This is a genomic window from Actinocrinis sp. (assembly GCF_035938995.1).
Lineage (GTDB): Bacteria > Actinomycetota > Actinomycetes > Streptomycetales > Catenulisporaceae > DASZGI01.
Genome location: NZ_DASZGI010000038.1, coordinates 1 through 21,847, shown reverse-complemented (window position 1 = coordinate 21,847; position 21,847 = coordinate 1). Strand labels below are relative to the sequence as shown.

21 protein-coding genes and 1 pseudogene are annotated in these 21,847 nt (G+C 70.4%); 4 read left to right on the top strand and 18 right to left on the bottom strand.

Features of this window, described 5'->3' with window-relative positions:
* The first annotated feature begins 302 nt into the window (after positions 1–302).
* Positions 303–1,562, top strand: coding sequence for a DUF5925 domain-containing protein (locus VGZ32_RS02405; RefSeq protein ID WP_326884111.1), 1,260 nt, complete (start codon positions 303–305; stop codon positions 1,560–1,562).
* A 292-nt stretch (positions 1,563–1,854) separates the two neighbouring features.
* Positions 1,855–3,912 (top strand): hypothetical protein, encoded by a 2,058-nt coding sequence (locus tag VGZ32_RS02400; RefSeq protein ID WP_326884110.1) that lies wholly within the window; start codon positions 1,855–1,857, stop codon positions 3,910–3,912.
* Positions 3,913–4,001: 89 nt separating this feature from the next.
* Here VGZ32_RS02400 and VGZ32_RS02395 read toward each other — a convergent pair whose 3' ends face one another.
* From VGZ32_RS02395 to VGZ32_RS02350, 10 genes are all read right to left on the bottom strand, one after another.
* On the bottom strand, positions 4,002–6,848 hold the full coding sequence (locus tag VGZ32_RS02395; RefSeq protein ID WP_326884109.1) for a DEAD/DEAH box helicase: 2,847 nt from the start codon (positions 6,846–6,848) through the stop codon (positions 4,002–4,004).
* A 69-nt stretch (positions 6,849–6,917) separates the two neighbouring features.
* On the bottom strand, positions 6,918–7,328 hold the full coding sequence (locus VGZ32_RS02390) for a type II toxin-antitoxin system VapC family toxin (protein ID WP_326884108.1): 411 nt from the start codon (positions 7,326–7,328) through the stop codon (positions 6,918–6,920).
* A complete protein-coding gene (locus VGZ32_RS02385; protein WP_326884107.1) occupies positions 7,325–7,597 on the bottom strand; it encodes a type II toxin-antitoxin system prevent-host-death family antitoxin in 273 nt (90 codons plus the stop codon). Before VGZ32_RS02385 ends, VGZ32_RS02390 begins: the two co-directional genes overlap by 4 nt.
* Before the next feature lie 91 nt (positions 7,598–7,688).
* Entirely contained in the window at positions 7,689–8,600 is a 912-nt protein-coding gene (locus VGZ32_RS02380) for a YegS/Rv2252/BmrU family lipid kinase (protein WP_326884105.1), read from the bottom strand.
* A 28-nt stretch (positions 8,601–8,628) separates the two neighbouring features.
* Positions 8,629–9,477, bottom strand: coding sequence for a twin-arginine translocase subunit TatC (tatC, locus tag VGZ32_RS02375; protein WP_326884104.1), 849 nt, complete (start codon positions 9,475–9,477; stop codon positions 8,629–8,631).
* Positions 9,478–9,595: 118 nt separating this feature from the next.
* Positions 9,596–9,808 (bottom strand): twin-arginine translocase TatA/TatE family subunit, encoded by a 213-nt coding sequence (locus tag VGZ32_RS02370; RefSeq protein ID WP_326884103.1) that lies wholly within the window; start codon positions 9,806–9,808, stop codon positions 9,596–9,598.
* An 86-nt stretch (positions 9,809–9,894) separates the two neighbouring features.
* Entirely contained in the window at positions 9,895–10,128 is a 234-nt protein-coding gene (locus VGZ32_RS02365; RefSeq protein ID WP_326884102.1) for a hypothetical protein, read from the bottom strand.
* 92 nt (positions 10,129–10,220) lie between these two features.
* Complete coding sequence (locus VGZ32_RS02360) at positions 10,221–10,457, bottom strand: hypothetical protein (protein ID WP_326884101.1); 237 nt, start codon at positions 10,455–10,457, stop codon at positions 10,221–10,223.
* Positions 10,454–11,452 (bottom strand): WYL domain-containing protein, encoded by a 999-nt coding sequence (locus VGZ32_RS02355; RefSeq protein ID WP_326884100.1) that lies wholly within the window; start codon positions 11,450–11,452, stop codon positions 10,454–10,456. The genes VGZ32_RS02360 and VGZ32_RS02355 overlap by 4 nt, the downstream gene beginning before the upstream one ends.
* On the bottom strand, positions 11,449–12,537 hold the full coding sequence (locus VGZ32_RS02350; RefSeq protein WP_326884099.1) for a helix-turn-helix transcriptional regulator: 1,089 nt from the start codon (positions 12,535–12,537) through the stop codon (positions 11,449–11,451). The genes VGZ32_RS02355 and VGZ32_RS02350 overlap by 4 nt, the downstream gene beginning before the upstream one ends.
* A gap of 239 nt (positions 12,538–12,776) precedes the next feature.
* On the opposite strand from VGZ32_RS02350, the gene VGZ32_RS02345 reads away from it, so the two are divergent.
* Both VGZ32_RS02345 and VGZ32_RS02340 read left to right on the top strand, forming a co-directional pair.
* Positions 12,777–13,847, top strand: coding sequence for a DUF3866 family protein (locus VGZ32_RS02345; RefSeq protein ID WP_326884098.1), 1,071 nt, complete (start codon positions 12,777–12,779; stop codon positions 13,845–13,847).
* A gap of 72 nt (positions 13,848–13,919) precedes the next feature.
* Complete coding sequence (locus VGZ32_RS02340) at positions 13,920–14,294, top strand: FKBP-type peptidyl-prolyl cis-trans isomerase (protein ID WP_326884097.1); 375 nt, start codon at positions 13,920–13,922, stop codon at positions 14,292–14,294.
* A 56-nt stretch (positions 14,295–14,350) separates the two neighbouring features.
* Here the strand turns inward: VGZ32_RS02340 and VGZ32_RS02335 are convergent, their stop codons facing one another.
* The 8 genes and pseudogenes from VGZ32_RS02335 to VGZ32_RS02300 all read right to left on the bottom strand — a co-directional run.
* The gene (locus VGZ32_RS02335) at positions 14,351–15,322 is read right to left on the bottom strand and encodes an FKBP-type peptidyl-prolyl cis-trans isomerase (protein ID WP_326884096.1); all 972 of its coding nucleotides are present in this window, start codon (positions 15,320–15,322) and stop codon (positions 14,351–14,353) included.
* A gap of 21 nt (positions 15,323–15,343) precedes the next feature.
* The gene (pafA, locus tag VGZ32_RS02330) at positions 15,344–16,705 is read right to left on the bottom strand and encodes a Pup--protein ligase (protein ID WP_326884095.1); all 1,362 of its coding nucleotides are present in this window, start codon (positions 16,703–16,705) and stop codon (positions 15,344–15,346) included.
* Between the two features lie 108 nt (positions 16,706–16,813).
* Positions 16,814–17,650, bottom strand: coding sequence for a proteasome subunit alpha (gene prcA, locus VGZ32_RS02325; RefSeq protein ID WP_326884094.1), 837 nt, complete (start codon positions 17,648–17,650; stop codon positions 16,814–16,816).
* A 39-nt stretch (positions 17,651–17,689) separates the two neighbouring features.
* Positions 17,690–18,514 (bottom strand): proteasome subunit beta, encoded by an 825-nt coding sequence (gene prcB, locus VGZ32_RS02320; RefSeq protein ID WP_326884093.1) that lies wholly within the window; start codon positions 18,512–18,514, stop codon positions 17,690–17,692.
* Positions 18,515–18,602: 88 nt separating this feature from the next.
* Positions 18,603–18,989, bottom strand: a complete 387-nt coding sequence (locus VGZ32_RS02315; protein ID WP_326884165.1) for an endonuclease domain-containing protein — start codon at positions 18,987–18,989, stop codon at positions 18,603–18,605.
* Positions 18,990–19,051: 62 nt separating this feature from the next.
* A complete protein-coding gene (locus VGZ32_RS02310) occupies positions 19,052–19,261 on the bottom strand; it encodes a ubiquitin-like protein Pup (protein ID WP_326884092.1) in 210 nt (69 codons plus the stop codon).
* A 212-nt stretch (positions 19,262–19,473) separates the two neighbouring features.
* Positions 19,474–20,985, bottom strand: coding sequence for a depupylase/deamidase Dop (gene dop / locus VGZ32_RS02305; protein WP_326884091.1), 1,512 nt, complete (start codon positions 20,983–20,985; stop codon positions 19,474–19,476).
* A 310-nt stretch (positions 20,986–21,295) separates the two neighbouring features.
* Positions 21,296–21,847, bottom strand: a pseudogene (locus VGZ32_RS02300) (proteasome ATPase); the annotation flags it as partial.

Genomic DNA, 21,847 nt, shown 5'->3' with positions numbered 1-21,847 from the left:
AGCGCGCACACGGGACGCGACACACGGTGCAGAATCAGCAACGATCACGCTGACAGGCGTCGCGGTGAGTCGCCCGCGGTTCACCGTGCGACACGGCGCCACCGGACCGCGAGCCGGCGTTCGCGGAGAGCGGCGAGGACCGCGATCGGCCGCCTCGCCGATCCGGAAAGTCGTCACCACCCCACCCTCAGTCATCACTTGCGAGGAGAGAACGCAGGCGCGCCTTGCATCTGCGGTCCGGTGCCGTCACGTTTCGGAAAATCAGGTGGATGCGGGGCATCCGAGCCCTGATCATTAATGCCATGACCATCGCACCGGAGGAGCTGAACCACACCGCGGAGAGGATTGACCAGGCCCGCGCCACCGAAGCGCACGCCCCGGAGCCCGGGGTCTCCACGCTGCTCGAGCAGGACCGGCTGCCGGAGGACCCGGCCCCCGCGATCCCCGACGTGCCCGAGCCGAGCACCCGCTGGCTGACTTGGGGTCTGACCACGGAGAACGGCGGGCTGGCCGACATCGCGCAGTACCTCGGGCACGCCGCCTTCGCCGACGGCCGCGAGCCGTACGCGCACTGCGTCGACATCGCCCAGTTCAAGAAGGGCGCGTGGACGCTGCCCGAGGGCGGGCGGGTGCTGCGCAGCGTCGAGCGCAAGAGCTACGCGATCCAGGTCGTCGTCGGCGACGGCTGGACGCTGGAGCTGACGCGCTGGAACCAGGGCAACGGGATGGCGACCGTCACCGCGATCTCGGCGCAGCTGGCCCAGGAGGTCGCGCAACGGGCCGCGCAGCTGGTCGCCAAGCGCGTCCGGAAGAAGGACGACGCGGTCCAGATGGGCTTCTGGCACGTGGCCAACGGCAACGCCCAGCGACAGGTGCGCGCGATCGACGCCCCGGCGTGGAAGGACGTGCGGCGCAACTACGCTTCGGGCGTCGCGGTGCAGCTCGAGCGACTCATGGCGGTCACTCCCGACACGGTCGGCGGCCGGCTGCTCCTGCTGCACGGGCCGCCCGGAACCGGCAAGACCTCGGCGCTGCGCGCGCTCGGCCTGGCCTGGCAGCGCTGGTGCAAGATCGACTGCGTGCTGGACCCCGAGGCGCTGCTCGGCTCGCCCGGCTACCTGCTGCAGGTCGTCATGGGGGCGGCGTACGGGCCGGGCTCGAACGCGGACAAGCGCAAGTGGCGGCTGCTGATCCTCGAGGACTGCGACGAGCTGGTGCGCGGCGGGGCGAAGCAGACCGCCGGGCAGGCGCTGTCCCGGCTGCTGAACCTGACCGACGGACTGCTCGGCCAGGGCCAGAACGTGCTGGTCGCGATCACCACCAACGAGGAGCTCGGGCGGCTGCACCCGGCGGTGGTGCGGCCCGGCCGCTGCCTGGCCCAGATCGAGGTCGGCCCGCTGCCCCGCCAGGAGGCGGCCGCGTGGCTCGGCAGTGACGAGGGGCTGGCGGGGCAGTCGGCGACACTCGCCGAGCTGTACGCGCTCAGGGCCCGCGCGGCACATGGCGGCGACGATGGGGCTCCGGCGATTCAGGGCCCCCTCTCCACCGGGCTGTACATCTAAACCCGGCGGTGAGCCCGGCGATCTGACGTCCGCACAAGTGATCTACCGTCAGATCGCCGGGCCGGGGCGGCGGATCGCTGATCAGGCGGCGTACCACGGAGATTCGGTGCGTAACGGGTGAGGCGGAAGGGTTATCCGAACGTAATATTTTCGGGGAAAGACTGTTCCCGTGAGCGCCCGGACTGGCAAGGTATGGGTCGCACCAGGCGGCCGTAACCCTCACCCTGCCGGGCGCCGTGGACCATCCAGGCACCCCGGCGGCGGCACGCCCGTAAAGCAAGGGGTCCAGTAGATGTCAGAGCACTCGGGAAAGAGCGCTCATACCAACGCGCCGGGCGGCCGGCGCGGAACCCGCCGGCGGCACGCCGCCGACCAGCAGGAAAGCGACGCCCCGCGCCCGGGCTCCCGCCGCAAGGCCGCCCCGGCCGCGGATTCCGCCCGCCCCCACATACCCGCCCGCCTGGCCAAGGCCGGGCTGCTCGCGGTCGTGATGGCGCTCGGCGCGGCCGTGGCCGCGGTCGCCGCGCCGGCCGGGAACGGCCAGGCGGCCGCCGCACCGCCGGCCGTCAACTGCGCCCTCGAGGTTCCGGACCAGCCCCTCACCGCGACCGGGCTGGCCACGCCGTACCACCTGGTCAGCGTCGACGGCACGACGTGCAACGAGGGCAACCCGAACACCGCCGCCTTCGTGCAGGGGATGGTCCTCGACCCGGCGACCGGCGCTCTGTCCGTGTACGACCCCCTGGTCACCGACGAGGGCACCTCCCCCGCCGTCGCGCCGGTGGTGCCGACGCTCCCGCCGAACGCTGTCGTCGCCCTCTGGTTCGGCTTCAACGGCAACGTGCTCACGCTCCAGGGCCCGGGCGCGTCGTCCTGCGTCAACGGTCAGCCGGGCTCGCCCTTCGGCCAGTTCGCGTACTGCGGCGCGCCCGCGTTCTTCAGCGCCGCGAACGCGGCGATCGCCGCCGGGAAGCTCACCGTCCCGCCGCCGGGCACCGCCGCCGACCACCAGCCGTGCCTCACCACGCGCGACTTCGGCCTGGTGGACCAGGACCAGAGCGACAACGTGACCACGATCTACCTGGTGCTGCCGGACGGGCGCACCGCCCAGGACACGCACGCCGCGGCGGCGCAGCTGGCCGGCAAGTCGCCCCAGGCGCTCGCGAACGGCAGCGACAACCTGCTGCTCGACCACTTCGTGGACCCGGCGCTCAACTGCCTGCCCTTCACCGCGCCGAACCTGGCCGACAACGGCACGCAGGCGACGGCGCTCGGCCTCAACGAGCTGCAGGCGGCCGCGTATCAGCAGAACCCGGTCGCCCTCGTGCCGCTGAGCGACCCGATGGTCCTGGACGCCAACGGCGCCACCGACGACGCCAAGACCGACCTGTACCGCGCCGGGGTGGACCAGCCGCCGCTGGTACAGGTTCCCGGCTCGCCGACCGACTACTGCGCCAATCTGAGCACGGTCGGGGTCACCCGGATCGAGCTGGACCACGCGCTGACGGTGCCGCAGACGTCCCCGGACACCGCCGCGGCCACCGACCTGTTCGCGTTCCTGGCGATGCGCTTGCAGCAGTCGTACACGAACCTGAACTGCCAGCAGTTCCTGAACCTGCCGAACCCGGTGCATCTGAAGATGAACGGCGCCGGGGTGATCACCGGCGCCACGTTCGACCCGGTGACCTTGACGAGCCCGAGCGCCTCGCCGAGCGGTTCCGGCACGACCAGCGCGAGCGCGTCGCCCAGCCCGAGCGCGTCCACGGTGACTTCGGCGCCACCGAGCACGACTCCCGCGCAACCGTCGTCGAGCCCGGCCCAGCCGTCGACTCCCGCGGCGACCGACACGGACGATCCCCCGGTGACGTTCACGTACACGGCTCCCGCGCCGCCAGCACCGCCGAGTTCCGCACCGGCCGACGTCGACAACACGCAGACGGCGCCAGCCAACCACGTCGTACCGCCGGTGCCTTCGGCATCCGTGGGCGTGAACGTGTCGGTCGGCGCCAGCACGAATCCGGCAGGCGGCGCGGCTCCTCCCGGCGGCCCAGCCGGTTCCCCGAAGCCGTCGCAGGCTCCGCCGGCTGGAGCGGCGGCGGGCGCCGGATCCGGACAGCAGCCCGGGACCGACGTGGCGCCGCCAGCCAGCAGCCCGGTCCTGGTCGCCGGATTCGAGCACACGCCCGCCGTGGTGGCCGCGGACAACCCGCGCAGCGCGCTGGCGGGGCCGAACCCCATGGCGAACAGCGGATTCAGCCTGACCAGCTCGCGCATGCTGTGGGGCGCCGCAGGGGCCTTCATCGCCCTGTGCCTGTCACTGCTGCTGCGCGTTCGGCCGCGTCGCCGCTGATACCCATGCGCTTGCCGTCCGGCCGACACAACTGTCGGCCGGACGGCAAGCGAAGCAGTTAGCTGACGGTGCGCAGGCCGCTGGGTGCGTCAGCCGACGGAGGAGTAAGCCACCACGCCGCGCCGCAGCAGGTCGACCGCGGCGTGGGCGGTGTCGCGTATCCGCGCGGAGGCGGCGTTTTCCGGCGCGAGCGCGGCCGCCGCGTTGGCGAGCTGCCCGAGCAGGTCGATCACCTGCTTGCACCACCGCACGAAGTCGCCGGCGGGCAGCCCGGCCTCCTCGAGCACGGTGTCCAGCCGGTGGCCGGTCGCCCACTGGTACGCGGCCCAGGCGAACCCGGCGTCCGGCTCGCGCTGGAAGTCGACCGAGTGGTCGCCCTCGAGGTCGTGGATCGTGAACCAGAGCCGGATCGTCCGCTCGATCGCCTCGCGCGCCTTGCCCTTGGGCAGCCGCGGCGGCCCGAAATCCTCGCTCGACCGGGCCTCGTAGACCAGCAGCGAGACCGCCGAGGCCAGCTCGGCGGGAGTCAGCTCGTCCCAGAGCCCCTCGCGCAGGCACTCGGCGGCCACCAGGTCGAGCTCGGAGTAGATCCGGGCCAGGCGCCGCCCCTCGTTGGTGACCCGCTCGCCGTCGAGGTAGCCGAGGACGGTGAGCACCGAGCAGACCCGGTCGAAGGTGCGGGCGATCGAGTGCGTGCGGCCCTGCACCCGCTTTTCCAGGCCCTCGGTCTCCCGCTCCAGCCGGTGATGCCGCTCGGCCCACCGCGCGTGGTTCTCCCGATCCGCGCAGCCGTGGCAGGGGTGCGCCCGCAGGGCCTTGCGCAGCCCGGCGATCTGCTCGTCGTCGGCGGCGTCCGAGCGCTGGCGCGGCGCCCGGGCCGGCTTCCCGTCCCCGACGCCCGCCTTGTTGCGCAGCGTGGCGGCCAGATCCTTGCGGGCCTGCGGCGACTTGCGGTTGAAGTTCTTCGGGATGCGCATCCACGCGATCGGCTCGACCGGGTAGGGGAAGTCGAGCAGCGACAGGCGCACCACCTGCCGCTCGATGGTGAGCACCTCGGGCCGCGGCCCCTCGCGCCCGGTGTCCAGACCCGGGTCGAGCACGACCGCGAGTCCGGCGCGCCGCCCGGTCGGCACGGTGATGATGTCGCCGCTCTTGAGCGCTTCCAGCGCCGAGGCCGCGGCCGCCCGGCGCTGGCTGGCGCCCAGCCGGGACAGCTCGGTCTCCCGTTCGGCCAGGGCGCGGCGCAGCCCCATGTACTCGTCGAAGTCGCCCAGGTGGCAGGCCATGGCCTCGCGGTAGCCGTCGAGCGCCTCCTGGTTGCGGCGCAGCTGGCGGGTCAGGCCGACCACCGCCTTGTCCGCCTGGAACTGGGCGAAGGAGCTTTCCAGCAGCGCCCGGGCGCGCACCTTGCCGACCTGCCCGACGAGGTTGACCGCCATGTTGTACGAGGGCTTGAAGGAGGACCGCAGCGGATACGTACGCGTGGAGGCCAGGCCCGCCAGCGCGCGCGGATCGAGGCCGGGCCGCCAGAGCACCACCGCATGGCCCTCGACGTCGATGCCGCGGCGCCCGGCGCGGCCGGTCAGCTGGGTGTACTCGCCGGCGGTGATGTCGGCGTGGAACTCGCCGTTCCACTTGACCAGGGCCTCGAGCACGACCGAGCGGGCGGGCATGTTGATGCCGAGGGCCAGGGTCTCGGTGGCGAACACCGCCTTGACCAGCCCGGCCGCGAACAGCTCCTCGACGATCTCCTTGAAGGTGGGCAGCATCCCGGCGTGGTGCGCGGCGACGCCCCGCTCGAGTCCGTCGGCGAAGTCGTGGTATCCCAGGACATTGAGGTCCTCGGGCGGGATCTCGGCGCAGCGGGCGGACACGTGCGCGCGCACTTTCGCGCGCTGTTCGTCGGTGAGCAGCCGGACGCCGGTGCGCAGGAACTGCTGGACCGCCGCGTCGCAGCCGGCCCGGGAGAAGATGAAGGTGATCGCGGGCAGCAGCCCGGCGCTGTCGAGGCGCTCGACGACGTCGACGCGGCTGGGCGGGCCGCTGCCGCGTCGGGGACGCCCGCGCCCGCCCGGTGTTGAATTGTTTCCCGTTGAATTGTTTCCCCGCCCGCCACTCAGTGTTGAATTGTTTCCCCGCCCGCCGCCCCGGGGTCCGGCCCCGTAGCCGAACCGGTCCCCGTCCCGGGCGAAGCGCACGAGTTCCGGGTTGACGTGGGCGACGTCGGAGCCGTGTTCCTCGATCTCCTGCGGGTCCGCGCCGGAGTAGAGGTCGTAGAGCTTGCCCCCGGCCAGCACGTGCTGCCAGAGCGGGACCGGGCGGTGCTCGGAGACGATGATCTTCGTCTCGCCGCGCACCGTCTCCAGCCACTCGCCGAACTCCTCGGCGTTGGACACGGTCGCGGACAGCGAGACCAGCTGCACCGACTCGGGCAGGTGGATGATCACTTCCTCCCACACCGCGCCGCGGAACCGGTCGGCGAGGTAGTGGACCTCGTCCATCACCACGTAGCCGAGCCCGTCGAGCGCCGACGAGCCGGCGTAGAGCATGTTGCGCAGCACCTCGGTGGTCATCACCACCACCGGCGCGTCGCCGTTGATCGAGTTGTCCCCGGTCAGCAGGCCCACCCGGTCCGGCCCGTATCGCTTGACCAGGTCGCCGTACTTCTGGTTCGACAGGGCCTTGATGGGTGTAGTGTAGAAGCACTTGCGGCCCCGGGCCAGCGCCAGGTGGACCGCGAACTCCCCCACGACGGTCTTGCCCGCCCCGGTCGGCGCGGCCACCAGGACCCCGTGCCCCTCCTCGAGCGCGACGCACCCCTCGCGCTGGAAGTCGTCAAGTTCGAACGAGTAGAGCAGCGCGAAGCCGTACAGTTCTGTGCGTTCTTCGGCCTGGCGACGGCGGTCCGCGGCAAACCGCTCGGCGGGCGAGGTCATGCCTTCAATTCTAGGCGACGCGTCCGACAGACCGCCGATCTTTCCCTGCCGGGGCCTTGCCCGCTCCCGTCAGACCGGCACCACGTTCAGCTGCGACTCGAGGCCCTTGAAGTCGTCCGGATTGCGCGTGTACAGCGGCAGGCCGAGCGATGCGGCAGTCGCGGCGATCATGAGATCGAACTTGCGCGGACGCGGGTCGCGACCCGCTCCTACGACGAGCGCGACCATCGTGCCGTACGCACGAGCGGCCTCTTCGCCGAACGGCACAGGATCCATGTTCGCTTCGATCATCAGAAGATGGGTGACTCGAAGGGATCGCTGCAGTGGATCCTTCGCGGTCTGCACTCCGGCTGCCAACTCCGCCGTCGTGACTGCGGAGACCACCGGTCTCATCGGCAACGATTGCGCGGGAATCTTGGGCAGATCGATAATCACGCAGGTGTCGACCACGCCTCGCGGCGCTCGTTCCACGTCCGTCACCGCTCGTCTCCCACCCGGTCCTCGCCGAAGTACTCATCCATCTCAGCCCTGAGCTGCGCATAATCCGGCGGAGGGCTCACGGCGAAGATCCGCTGCAGTTCCTCTGTCGTGAGTTCGGGCTTACGCCTGATTGGACCCAACTCCGCCACGGGGACACCATTACGAGTCACAATCATGGTCTCGCCCGCCTCGACCGCGTCCATGATCGCAGCGCTCTCATTTCTCAGTTCACGTTGCGTGATAGTACGCTGCGTCATTGTTTGGTTCATATGCGTAGCGTAGCACGGTGATACCCGTTGTGGCACATTGCTTTCGCGGGTTGATCAGAGCTGTGCGGCGGTCCTCGCCGACTTTTGTCGGCTATGCGGGCACAGGCACGAATACCGTCAGCGCGCTCGCGACGGTCTCGCAGACCGCAGGCAGCGTGCCCACGCGTTCGCCGTCCGCCCACACGGACACGGGTTCTGGCGCGGTCGACGCCAGCTCGACTCTCGATCCGTGCCGTATGTCGACCGCCGGATGTTCCGCGTGCCGCCCGGAGAAGACCTTAGGGAAGATCCGCAGCAGTGTTCCCTTGCTGACCCTGCGCACGACGGTGACCTGGAACCGGCCGTCGCGCGGGTCGGCCTGCGGGCATATCCGCATCCCGCCGCCGTAGGACGGACCGTTGCCGACCGCGATCAGCATGCCCTCGACGCTCGCGTGCGCCCCGTCGATCGTCACGTCCAGCGGCAGGGCGTGGAACGGCCCCAGTTCCGCGAGCAGCGCGAGGGTGTAGCGGGACGGTCCGCGCGGGCGGCGCATGCGGTTGGCCCGCTCGTTGACCTTGGAATCGAGGCCGCAGGCCAGGACGGTGCCGAACCAGCGCGGTTCGTCCGAATCCGCGCTGGTCACCCGGCCGAGGTCGAAGCTCGCCGCATGTCCCGCCGCCACGATGCGCGCGGCCGCCTCGGGATCGGCGAGCGGCAGCCCGACGTAACGCGCCACGTCATTGCCGGTGCCGGCCGGGATGACGCCGAGCGGCGTTCCGGTCCCGGCGACGAGCTGGAGGCCGAGGTGCACCATGCCGTCGCCACCGACCACGACCAGCGCCGAAGCTCCGGCATCGAGGGCGGCTCGGGCCTGCTTCGCCGCGTCGTGCGCGTCACGGCCGACGATGCGCCGCGGCTCGATCCCCGCCGCACGCAGCGCGCGCTCGGCCTGCTCGCCGTACTGGGCACCCCGGCCCTTGCCCGAGGTGGGATTGACGACGAGCGCGGGCGCCGCGATCACCGCGGGCTCGCGCTGCGGGCCCGCGCGTTCACGAGATGTCTTCCAGGCTGCTCGCGTGCTCGACCGGCGCCGGACTCAGGTCCAGCTCAGAGGCCTCGTCCGGGGAGAGGTTCACCAGCGGGTCGGCGGCGCGGCGGGCGGCCCGGCGCCGGTCGTTGATGGTCGCGAAGCCCACCGCGCCGAAATAGAGCACGCAGATCGGGGCGGCCAGCACGGACATGCCGATCGGGTCGCCGGTGGGCACCGCGATGGCGGCGAACACGAAGATCACCAGGACCACGACGCGCCAGTGCTTGGCCATGCGAGCGCCGCTGAGCACGCCGAGGAGGTTGAACACCACCAGGATCAGCGGCAGCACGAACGACACACCGAACACGGCCATCATCCGCAGGACGAAGGTCAGGAACGTGTCGACCGGCAGCTGCGCGGCCACGCCGGTCGGATTGAAGCCGAGCAGCGCCTTCATGATCGCGCTGAGGAAGAAGTACGCGCAGTAGGCCCCGGCAAGGAACAGCGGGACTGCGGCGCCTATGAAGGTCAGCCCGTACCGCTTCTCCCGCTTGTACAGGCCCGGTGCCAGGAACGCCCACAGCTGGTAGAGCCAGATCGGCGAGGCGAAGACCAGCCCGGAGAACAGGGCGATCTTGAACGCCAGGGTGATGCCGGTGGTCGGGCCGGAGATGGTGAGCACGCCGTTCGGGCACTGCGCGGTCCGCTTGCCGATGCCGTTGATCGACATGTCGTCGCAGACCTGGTGCTCGAGGACCCCGATCAGGTGGTTGCGCACGATGAAGCCGATGACGCCGCCGATGAAGATCGCCAGCGCCGCTTTGATCAGCCGGGAGCGCAGCTCCCGGATGTGCTCCATGAGCGGCATGCGCGCTGCGTCGTCCGCGGAGCGCCCGGCCCTACCAGCCACTAGTCCTGCCACCCGTTCCTCGTCGCCGTCTTCGTCGTCGCGCGGTCGCCGCCGCCCCGCTCACGCGGAGGCGGGCTCAGGAGCCGGTACGGCGCTCCACCACGTCCGCCGGATCGGCCGTGATGGTCCGGTTTGGCGGCAGGGGGACGTCGTCGCGCAGCGCCTGTGCTTCGGCTTTGAGGATACGGCGCGCCCTACCCAGATCGCGCACCGCTCCCGGCAGCCGCCGCCAGCCGAAGACCAGCGCCCCGAGCACGACGATCAGGACCAACGATTCTGCCCGGCCCATCGTGTAGCGCCCTTCTACGCGTCAGTCGATGCGGGGGCCGTCGGCCCACCGCGCCGCCTTAAGGTTTCAGCAGGTCGGAGCTGTTGTCAACGGTGCGCACCGGAGGATCCGGCGCGGTCTTCCCGGCCGGCGCCGAGCCCGGCCAGGCCGTCCTGGACCGGTCCCGCCGCCTCGGCCAGCCTGGTTCCGGACCGCTTGATCTCCTTCGCCAGGCCCTTCACCGCGAGGAACACGCCGAACGAGAAGTAGCCGATCGCCGCGAGCGAGGCCGCACCCAGGGCGATGCCCACAATCCACCACGTCGTCACGGGTGACGACATTACCGGGTCATGACAACTCGTCGGCGCCGACCGGGAGTCGCTGACGGTCGCGACAAGCCGCGCCAAGGGCTCGCGTTCCTCAGCCTGCGGTATCAGCTGTCCGCCGCGCTGTGCACCCTCAGTTCCGCAGCTCCCGCGCTGCGGAGGGCAGCCCGAAGCGCGGCGTCGGCGGGGCGCCGGTTGCGCTGCCCGCACTGATCGCAGGTGAACAGGTACACCGAGTGCTCGCCCCGGTGCAGCAGCCGCACCGCGGACAGCGGGAGTACGCGCGGACCGCACGCGTCGCAACGCACCCGTGCCTGTGGCGGCCCCGCGTCGGCGTATGTCACCGCGCCGCGGCCCCTGTCTCCTGCGGCGCCGATTCATACGCCGCCAGCGCCTCTGCGGCGGTCCTGCGTACCTGAGCGGCGAACTCCTCGGGCGCGACCACGCGCGCCGCGCCGCCGAGACGCAGCATCAGGCGCAGGATGCGCTCGGGATCCGCGGCCCTAAGACGCACGCGCAGCGCGCCGCCCTCGATCTCCTGGGACGATTCACAGGGATAGTACTCGGGCACCCAGCGCGCCGACGCGGCCAGCTCCAAGGTCACCAGCGGATCGTCCTCGTCCACCCGCAGCGCCGAGCCGGGCGAGTGCTCGGTCAGGTCCATCACGGGCGCGTCCGCCGGAGGCTCCGCAGGCTTGTCGAGCACGTCGATGCCCACGACCCGGTCCAGCCGGAAGACCCGCACCGCCTCGGAGGAGCGGCACCAGCCCTCGAGGTAGGCCCGCCCCGACAGCAGCACGATGCGCATCGGGTCGACGTCCCGCTCGGTGACCTCGTCGCGCGAGGGGACGTAGTAGCGCAGGTGCACCAGACGGCCCTCGGCTAAGGCGCGCTGGGCCTCCTGAAGCACCACATCGCCGACCTCGAACTCGACCGAGAGCCGCTCGGCCACCCGCGCCGCCTCGCCGGTGACGTCCTCCAGCTTGGCCAGCGCCCGGTTCAGCGCGTCCCGGTCGGCGAGCCCGGGCACCTGCGCGAGCGCCCGCAGTGCCACCAGCAGCGCCACCGCCTCGCGGGTGGACAGCCGCAGCGGCCGCCCGATCGGGCCGGCCACGTTGTCGAGGTGGATCGCGCCGCCCTCCTCGACGTGCGCCTCCATCAGGTCGTCGGCGAACCCGCCGGGCAGCCCGCAGAACCACAGGACATTGAGATCCTTGGCGATCTGCTTCGGCGCGACCCCGAACTCCTCGGCAACCTCGGTGACGGTGCTGCCCGGATGCCGCATCAGATACGGCACGAGGTTCAGCAGGCGCTCGACCTGCGCCACCGCGGTGCTCACGAGGCCACCCCCAGCCGCCCGGACTCCTGCTGTGCCGCATTGCCCGCGCGCGGCGGCCCCGATCGGGCGCCTGCGGATAATCTCGCCACCGAAGAACCAGAACCAGAGCCGGAGCCGCCGTTCCCGGCCCCGCCGGTGGCGACCGCGCGCAGCCCCGCGACGACCGCGTCCCGCAACGCGGGCGGGTCGATCACGACGACGTCCGCGCCGTACTCCGCCAGCCATCCCGCCGTGTCGCCACGCGCAGTGACGATCACCGTGTCCCAGCCGTCCTCGCCCTCAGTCACCGAGACGGCACTGCGGCGCAGATAGAAACAGGTCCCCGCGCGCACCTTCAGGATCGCCGGCCCGAGGTCCGTGCTGCTGCGGGCATAAGCGTCCACCTGCGCCCGCACGTCCAGCCGATCAGGCACCTTATGCGACGGCGCGCGCCCGGTCAGCATGACCGGCCCGGTGATCCGGTCCAACCGGAAGACCCGGGCGTCGTCCCGGTCCAGGTCGAAACCGGCCAGGTACCAACGGCCGCGCCAGGAGTCGATGGTCCACGGCTCGACCTCGCGCAGCCGCACCTCCGCCCCCGGCCGGCGATACGGGAACCGGACGACCTGCCGTTCGTACACCGCCTCCAGCAAGGGCTCGAAGGCGGGAGCCTCGGCGCGCACCCGGGGCTCGATCCCCAGCGGCGCGGCGCCGCCGCCGACGTCGATCCCGGCGGCCTTGAGCTTGAGCAGCGCGGAGGAGGCGGCCTGCGCCATCGTCGCCTGCTGCCAGAACCGGGCGGCCACACCGAGCGCGGCGGCCTCGTCCGGCTCCAGGTGCAGGTCCGGCAGCGCGTACTCCCCCGGAGCGATGCGGTATCCGACCTCGTCCTCGAACAGCGCGCTGACGGTGCCCACTTCGAGGGGGATGCCGAGTTCCCGCAGTTCCTCCTTGTCCCGCTCGAACATGCGCTCGAAGGCCTCGTCGGTGGGGCAGTTGCGGTACGGCTCCAGGGTGGAGCGCAGCCGCTCCTTCGTCACGTAGGTGCGCGAGGCGAGCAGGCAGATCACCAGGTTGACCAGCCGTTCCGTCTTGCTCGCAGGCATCCCCGGTTCCCTCCTCGCCGTCAGCGCCCGGCCCGCCGCCGTACGCCCCGTACCGCTGTCGCGTGTCCGACGCTACTGCTTCCGGCCCCGGTTTCGCGACGCCGCAGCGCGGTTTAGAAACGCCACAATACGGGACGGGCGTCGGTCTCGGCGGCCTACACTGTTGTCTTTCCAAGGAGTCGGGCAGCCTCTTTTCACAGGCGTGTGTGGCAGCCGTTTTCCCCGGGCGAGAGGCAGCCGTGATCAGTTGGCGGGAGGGGCGGGTCGCCGCCCTCGGACGGGCCTGGCGCGGCGCGCAGGAGTTGACCGTCGACGTCGACGGCTCCCCCACCAAGGCGCTGGCATACCCGGAACTGACGGGCGAGCCGCGCGTGGGCGACCGGGTCCTGCTGAACGTGACGGCGCAGACGATGGGCCTGGGCACCGGCGGTTACGCGATGGTCGTCGCGCTCCCCGACCGGCTCCCGGCCGACCCGCCGCCCGGTCCCGGCCACTTGGTCAAAGCCCGCTACACGCCGCTGCAGGCGATCGTGCTCGGCGCCGATGAGCAGGACTCGCCCCACCACGAAGCGCTGCGCGAGGCCGATTCCCTCGGCGGGATGCCCGTGGTCACCGCGGACCTGCACTCGGCGCTACCCGCCATCTGTGCCGCGATCCTCGCCGACCGCCTCGGAACGCGCATCGCCTATGTCATGACGGACGGCGGCGCGCTGCCGCTGTGGTTCTCCCGAACTGTGGCCGGACTGCGCGACGCCGGCTGGCTCGCCGGTTCCGTGACGGTCGGTCAGGCGCTCGGCGGTGACCTCGAAACGGTGACCACCCATACCGGGCTGCTCGCCGCGCGCCTCATCCTCGAGGCCGACGTCACGATCATCACCCAGGGCCCGGGCAACCTCGGCACCGGCACCCGCTGGGGTTTCTCCGGAGTCTCCTGCGGTGAGGCGGTCAACGCCGCCGCGGCGCTCGACGGCCGCCCAGTCGGCGCCCTGCGGATCTCCGAGGCCGACGCCCGCGAGCGCCACCGAGGGCTGAGCCACCACAGCGTCACCGCTTACGGCCGGGTCGCCCTCGCCTCCGCGGATCTCGCGGTCCCCGCCGAGCCCGGCGAGTTCTGGGACGGGGTGCGCGCGCAGGCCGAGATCCTCAAGCCCCGCCACACGCTGCACCGTGTCGACTGCACCGGCCTCGATGAAGCGCTCGCCGCGAGCCCGGTGCCGCTCTCCACGATGGGCCGCGGACCGGTCGCCGATCGGGCGAATTTCCTCGCCGCCGCCGCGGCCGGAAGGCTGGCCGCGAGCTTGATCTCGTGACCTGCCGCACGCACCCGGCCCGAGCTGTGGCAGGGTAGACGGTTGGCAAGGACGTCACGAGAGGATCGCGCCATGGCATTGGAGAAGCCTGAGGTCGACTTCCCCGAAGGGCCGCCCCCGGCGGACCTGGAGGTCGCCGACATCTGGGAGGGCGACGGGGCGGAGGCCGCGGACGGCCACAACGTCACCGTGCACTACGTCGGGGTGTCGCACTCCAGCGGCGAGGAGTTCGACTCCTCCTGGAGCCGCAACTCCCCGTTCCAGTTCCCGCTCGGCAAGGGCCGGGTCATCAAGGGGTGGGACCGCGGGGTGGCCGGGATGAAGGTGGGCGGCCGCCGCCGGCTGACCATCCCCGCGCACCTGGCCTACGGCGACCGGGGCGCGCCGCCGGTGATCAAGCCCGGCGAGACGCTGATCTTCGTGGTGGACCTGCTCGGCGTGAAGTGAGGCATGAGCCCGCTCCGCACGCGCCGGTCCGGTCGTGCGGAGCGGGCTTCGGCTGGCTAGATCGCGTCGACTATGTCGACGACGAAGACGAGGGTGTCGTCCGGGCCGATCCCGGCCGACTTCTGGCCGCCCGCCGGGCCGTACCCCTGCGCCGGCGGGATGACGAGCAGCACCCGGTCGCCCACGTGCTTGCCCACCAGGCCGGTGTCCCAGCCCGCAATCACCTTCCCGGCCCCGATCACCGTGCTGAACGCCTGGCCGCGGGTGAACGAGGAATCGAAGGTGGTGCCCGTATTCCAGTCCACTCCCGTGTACTGAAGGATCAGGGTCTTGCCAGCGGCCACCGTCTCGCCGGTCCCGTGAATGAGCGTGTCCGCTACAAGGTTCGCCGGCGGCTTGACACCCACCGGGATCGTGACGGTCGGACTGCCTGAACCGGGGTCCCCCGTCACCTTGGGCAGCGACGGATCGCTTTGCACGCCCTGCTTTCCGGTGATGTCGGCGGTCGGCTGGTAAGCGCCGTCCACGTCGAGCACGAACACCAGCACGTCGGTCGGCCCGACGCCGTATTGCGTACTTCCCTGGCTGCCGAACGCCGCGGACGGTGGCGCGACCACCTCGATGCGGCTGCCGACCCGTGCGCCGTTCAGCGCCGAGTTCCAGGCCGGCAGCAGGCTTCCGGAGCCGAGCGTGACCACCTGCGGCTGGTTCGGCGTCTTGCCGCCGTCCTTGGAGTAGGTGTCGCCGAGCATCTTGGCGCCGGTCCAGTTCATGACCGTGTAGTCCACCGCGACCAGCTCGCCCGACGCCAGCGCCGCACCGCTGCCCTGGACGAGCACGTGGGTCTCCAGCTTCGTGGGCGCGGTGGCCCCGGCAGGCAGCGTGATCTCGGCGCGCTGGCCGACCGCACCGGTCACCTGCGGCAGCGGGGAGGACGGAGGCGTGCTGGAGCCCGATGAGCTACATCCCGCCGCGCACACCGCCGCGAGCACCGTCACACCGCTGAGAAGCCGAGCCTGTCGAAGCACGGCCCCCACCCTACAAGGCGGCTACATCGACGCGATGAGTTTCTCCACACGTTCGTCGACCGACCGGAACGGGTCCTTGCACAGCACCGTGCGCTGTGCTTGGTCGTTCAGCTTCAGGTGCACCCAGTCCACGGTGAAGTCGCGCCGCTGCTCCTGCGCCCGCTTGATAAACTCGCCGCGCAGCTTGGCCCGGGTGTTCTGCGGCGGCACCGACTTGGCCGCGAAGATGTCCAGGTCCCGCGCGGTGCGCTCGACCATCCCGCGCCGTTCCAGCAGGTAGTAGAGCCCGCGCCGCCGGCTGATGTCGTGGTAGGCCAGGTCCAGCTGCGCTATGCGCGGGTGGGAGATCGGCAGGTCGTACTTCTCCTGGTAGCGCTGGATGAGCTGGTACTTGATGACCCAGTCGATCTCCCGCTCGATCTTCGCCAGGTCGCCGAGCTCGATCGCGTCCAGGGTGCGCTCCCACAGGTCCAGCACCCGGGCCACCGAGTCGGTGCGCAGGTCCCGCCGGTCGGCGAAGTCGGCCGCCTTCGTCAGGTACTCCCGCTGGATCTCCAGCGCGGACACCTCGCGGCCGTTGGCCAGCCGGATGCGCCGCTGCCCGGTCAGGTCGTGGGAAACCTCGCGGATCGCCCGGATCGGGTTCTCCAGCGTCAGGTCCCGCATCACCAGGCCGGCCTCGACCATCCGCAGCACCAGGTCGGTCGCCCCGACCTTGAGCATCATCGTGGTCTCGCTCATGTTCGAGTCGCCCACGATGACGTGCAGCCGCCGGTACCGCTCGGCGTCGGCGTGCGGCTCGTCCCGGGTGTTGATGATGGGCCGGGACCTGGTGGTCGCCGAGGAGACGCCCTCCCAGATGTGCTCGGCGCGCTGGCTCACGCAGTAGACCGCGCCCCGCGGCGTCGGCAGCACCTTGCCCGCGCCGCAGATCAGCTGGCGGGTGACCAGGAACGGGATCAGCACGTCCGCGAGCCGCGAGAACTCCCCATGTCGCGTCACCAGGTAGTTCTCATGGCACCCGTACGAGTTGCCCGCCGAGTCGGTGTTGTTCTTGAACAGGTAGACGTCCCCGGCGATGCCCTCCTCGTGCAGCCGCCGCTCGGCGTCCACGAGCAGGCCCTCGAGGATCCGCTCGCCCGCCTTGTCGTGGACGACCAGTTCCTCGATGGAGTCGCACTCCGGGGTGGCGTACTCCGGGTGGGAGCCGACGTCCAGGTAGAGCCGGGCGCCGTTGCGCAGGAACACGTTCGAGGAGCGACCCCAGGAGACCACACGGCGGAAGAGGTACCGGGCCACCTCGTCCGGGGACAGCCGCCGCTGTCCCCGGAAGGTGCAGGTGACGCCGTACTCGTTCTCTAGTCCGAAGATCCGACGGTCCATCGGTTCCCCACCGCCTTAAGTCCCTAGGGGAGTGTGTGGACTCTCATCCGGTACTTATCCCGCCGCGCGTTGTTCGAACACTGTCCGCGCTGGCGCGACCCTTTCTTCTTAGCTTTCGGTGCCGTCCTCGCCGTCCAGCGCCTCATCGACGTCGTCGAGCAGATCGCCCTGCGACCCGGCCGCGGCACCGCTGTCGGCCTCCGAGCCGTGTCCGTCGCCGTTCTCGGCGAGCGCCGCCTCGGCGCCCGGCTCGTCGGCCAGCAGTCCGGCCAGCTGGGTGCCGATCAGCCGCCGGAACTTGCGGTCCTGCTTGCGGCTGCGGTCCAGCACCGCGACCTCGAGCTGGGACGGCTCCAGCTGCCTGGTCTCGTTGCCGTCCCGGCCCAGCGCGGCCACCGCGGTGCGCACCGCCTCGCCCAGGCTCGCGCCCTCGGCGTACGTGTTCTTCAGCACCCCGCTGACCGCCTCCGCCGGGCCGCCGATGACCACGAAGCCGGACTCGTCGAAGACCGCGCCGTCGTAGGTCAGCCGGTAGATCTGGTCCCGGTCGGCGGTGTCCCCGACCTCCGCGATCACCAGCTCGACCTCGTAGGGCTTGCCGACCTGCTCGGAGAAGATCGTGCCGAGCGTCTGCGCGTAAGCATTCGCCAGCCCCAGCGCGGACACGTCGCGCCGGTCGTACAGATAACCGCGGGTGTCGGCCAGCCGGACGCCCGCCTGGCGCAGATTCTCGAACTCGTTGTACTTGCCGGCGGCGGCAAAGCCGACCCGGTCGTAGATCTCGCTGATCTTGTGCAGCACCCGCGAGCGGTTCTCGGCGACGAACAGGATGCCGCCGTCGTAGTTGAGCACCGCCACCGAGCCGCCGCGCGCGATGTTCTTGCGAACGTAGTCGGCCCGGTCCTTCATCAACTGCTCGGGCGACACGTAGAACGGGGTGGTCATCGATTCCTCGTCGTTAAAGAAGTCGTCAGGCGGACGGGGCTAGCGCAGCGGGGCCTGGGGGCCCTCGGGCTGGCGGTGACGGGCGTCCACGATCTCGTGGACGAGTTCGGAGACCTCTTCCTCGGGCAGGCGCCGGTAGCCGTCCTCGGTGACGACCGCGACGATCGGGTAGATCTTGCGGGTGGTGTCGGGTCCGCCGGTGGCCGAGTCGTCGTCCGCGGCGTCGTACAGGGCCTGGATGGCGGCGGTCGCGGCGCCGACCTGGTCCAGGTCGGCGCGATAGAGCTTCTTGAGCGCGCCGCGGGCGAACATCGAGCCGGAGCCGACCGAGTAGAAGTTGTGCTCCTCGTACTGGCCGCCGACCGGGTCGTAGCTGAAGATCCGGCCGGCGCCGGTCTCCAGGTCGTAGCCGGCGAACAGCGGCACCACGGCCAGGCCCTGCATCGCCAGCCCGAGGTTGCCGCGGATCATCGTGGCCAGCCGGTTGGCCTTGCCGTCGAGGGACAGCTCGACGCCCTCGATCTTCTCGTAGTGCTCCAGCTCCACCTGGAAGAGTTTGACCATCTCCACCGCGATGCCCGCCGTGCCCGCGATCCCCACGAGCGAGTACTCGTCGGCGGGGAAGACCTTCTGGATGTCCCGCTGCGCGATCAGGTTGCCCGCGGTCGCCCGGCGGTCGCCGGCCATCAGGACCCCGCCGGGAAACGTCATCGCCACGATCGTGGTCCCGTGCGGCACCTCGGCCGCGAGACCACCGCCGCCGCCTCCGCCCGGCACGCCCAGCGCGTCCATCCGCCGCCCCGGCAGGTACTCGGGGTTGTAGTCGGCGAGGAACTCGGTGAACGAGGACGTCCCGGAACTCATGAAGGGCGTGCCCATCAGGCCGGTGCCGGCCGCCCGGTCCCGACCTGGATTCCTTCCAATCCCTTGCCGCTCCACGAGCTCCCTCTCATCAGATAGTCGGCGGCGCGCACCAGAACGCGCACGTCATCCCGGAAGTTGCCGAGTCCCTGTTGCGGTTGAAGCACAGGATGACCCGTACCTTACCCGCCTTGTGTGAGCGGTCCACATGCTCAGGATCCGGCTTATCACAGATCAGGCACTTGTTCTCCTGCGCCGCGAGTATGCGCTCGACGTCCTCGGTACCGATCCCGTAACGCCGCTTCGGGTCGTACTCCCGCGGCCCTCCATGCAGCCTCTGGCGACTTTCGGGGGTGCGGGCGTTCTGGCAGGGCTTGCGGTGCGTGCCGCGCCCTCCGGCCCTTCCGGAGACGACGAACTCCTCGAGCGGTTTGACCGCCGCACGGTCCCGGCGGCGCTTCTCCGCAAGGCCTTCCATGTTCACCCCCCGCTCATCAGCCTTCGAATTAGCTTCTGTTATTTCTACAGGCCAGAGGCTATTTACTGGCCACCCTTTTGCACGAAGCCCCGCACGAAGCTCTCCGCGTCCGTCTCCAGAACCTCGTCGATCTCGTCCAGCACGTCGTCGACGTCCTCGGACAGCTTCGCGTGACGGTCCCTCAGTTCCGAGGTCTCGTCGACGAATTCGTCCTCAGCGTCCTGTGTCTGCTTGGAGGCGCGCTCCTGCCCGCCGGTGTCCTTAGTCGCCACGGTGACTACCCGCCCTTTCCTGCCAGGCAATATGCAACGCCTCCCGGCCCGAGCCGGGCCTGGAGGCCTGTTGATCAGACACTACGCCGCGGTCCCGACAAACGGCGTCGAATAGACACCGTCCGGGCGGGGCCCCGGCCTTTGATCACAGCTTCCCCGCGCGTGCACGGTTCACACGTTCGGACGCGCAGGGCGAACACGGCGGTGGGGTTTCAGCTGCCGGTGATCTCGCGCACCAGGTCGGCGGCGGTGCGGCAGCGGTCGATCAGCGCCTCGACGTGCTGCTTGGTGCCGCGCAGCGGGTCGAGCGTCGGCACCCGCTGGAGTGACTCGCGGTCCGGCAGGTCGAAGATGACCGAGTCCCAGGAGGCGGCGGCCACCGAGTCGGCGTACTTGTCGAGGCAGCGGCCGCGGAAGTAGGCGCGGGTGTCCGCGGGCGGCTGGTCCACGGCCGCGCGGATCTGCTCGTCGCTGGTGATGCGCTCGAAGCGGCCCCGGGCCGCCAGGCGCTGGTACAAGCCCTTGGCGGGGCGCACGTCGGCGTACTGGAGGTCGACCAGGTGGAGCCGGGCGTTGTCCCAGTCGATGCCGTCGCGCTTGCGGTATCCCTCGAGGATCTCCAGCTTGGCGACCCAGTCCAGCTCCCGGTTCAGCGACATCGGGTCGGTCTCCAGCCGGCCGAGGACCGACTCCCAGCGGTCCAGCACGTCCCGGGTGATCTCGTCCACATCGGTGCCGTACTTGTCCTCGACGTACTTGCGGGCCTGCTCGAAGTACTCCATCTGGAGCTGCACGGCGGTCAGCTTGCGCCCGGAGCGCAGGGTGACCAGGTGCTTGAGGGACGGGTCGTGGCTGACCTCGTGCAGGGTGCGCACCGGCTGGTCCACCGAGAAGTCCACGGACATGAACCGGTCCTCGATCATCGCGAGGACCAGCGAGGTGGTGCCCATCTTGAGGTACATGGACACCTCGGAGAGGTTCGCGTCACCGATGATCACGTGCAGGCGGCGGTAGCGCTCCGGATCGGCGTGCGGCTCGTCCCGGGTGTTGATGATCGGCCGCTTGAGGGTGGTCTCCAGGCCGACTTCGACCTCGAAGTAGTCCGCCCGCTGCGAGATCTGGAAACCGTGCGTGCGCCCGTCCTGGCCGATGCCGACGCGGCCGGCGCCGGCCACCACCTGCCGGCTGACGAAGAACGGCGTCAGGTGCCGCACGATGTCCGCGAACGGGGTGGTCCGCGCCATCAGGTAGTTCTCATGCGAGCCGTAGGAGGCGCCTTTGTTGTCCGTGTTGTTCTTGTAGAGGTTGATCGGCAGCGAGCCGGGGACGGTCGCCGCGTGGCGCGCCGCCTCCGCCATGATCCACTCGCCGGCCTTGTCCCAGATCACCGCGTCGCGCGGGTTGGTCACCTCGGGGGTGGAGTACTCGGGGTGCGCGTGGTCGACGTAAAGCCGCGCGCCGTTGGTCAGGATGACGTTCGCCAGGCCGGAGTCCTCGTCGGTCAGCTGGCTCGCGTCGGCCAGTTCCCGCGCCAGATCGAACCCGCGGGCGTCGCGCAGCGGGTTCTCCTCCTCGAAGTCCCAGCGGGCCCGCCGCGCGCGGTGCATCGCGGTCGCGTAGGCGTTCACGATCTGCGACGAGGTCAGCATCGCGTTCGCGTTCGGATGGCCCGGAACGGAGATGCCGTACTCGGTCTCACTGCCCATTACACGCCGTACGCTCATGACGACAAGCCTAAGCCGAGCGAGGGATGTTCGGGACCAGGAAACTGCACGAGTTCTCCCTACTGGGGCCGACGCAGAACGCCGTTGTCCCACGTCGGCAACGGATGTGACGCGGCGACACGGCCGGACTCACAGGTGCTGAGCAGAGTTCATATGCTCTGTCCTGTTCATACGCACAGCCCACTTCTTCCGTGCCGTTGCGGCTCCGGCCGCGGCGGTCGTGTCACATTCATGCCACGCCCGCCGCGCCGTGCGGACCCAGTTGACGTCCGTTCGGGCTATCCGCGCCAGTTCACCCGCCTCCGCCGGCCTACAGGTACTGCCCGGTGTTGCTGACGGTGTCGATCGACCGGCCGGTCTCGGCGCCCTTCTTGCCGGAGACCAGGGTGCGGATGAACACGATCCGCTCGCCCTTCTTGCCGGAGATGCGGGCCCAGTCGTCCGGGTTCGTGGTGTTCGGCAGGTCCTCGTTCTCGCTGAACTCGTCCACGCACGCGGCCAGCAGGTGGCTCACCCGCAGGCCCTTCTGGCCGGTCTCGAGGAACTCCTTGATGGCCATCTTCTTCGCCCGGTCCACGATGTTCTGGATCATCGCGCCGGAGTTGAAGTCGCGGAAGTAGAGCACCTCCTTGTCACCGTTGGCATAGGTGACCTCAAGGAACCTGTTTTCCTCGGTCTCGGAGTACATGCGCTCGACCACGCGCTGGATCATCTCGGCCACCGTGGCGTTCGCGACGCCGCCGTGCTCCGCCAGGTCGTCGGGGTGCAGCGGCAGGTCGGAGAGCACGTACTTGGAGAAGATGTCGCGTGCGGCCTCGGCATCGGGCCGCTCGATCTTGATCTTCACGTCTAGTCGCCCTGG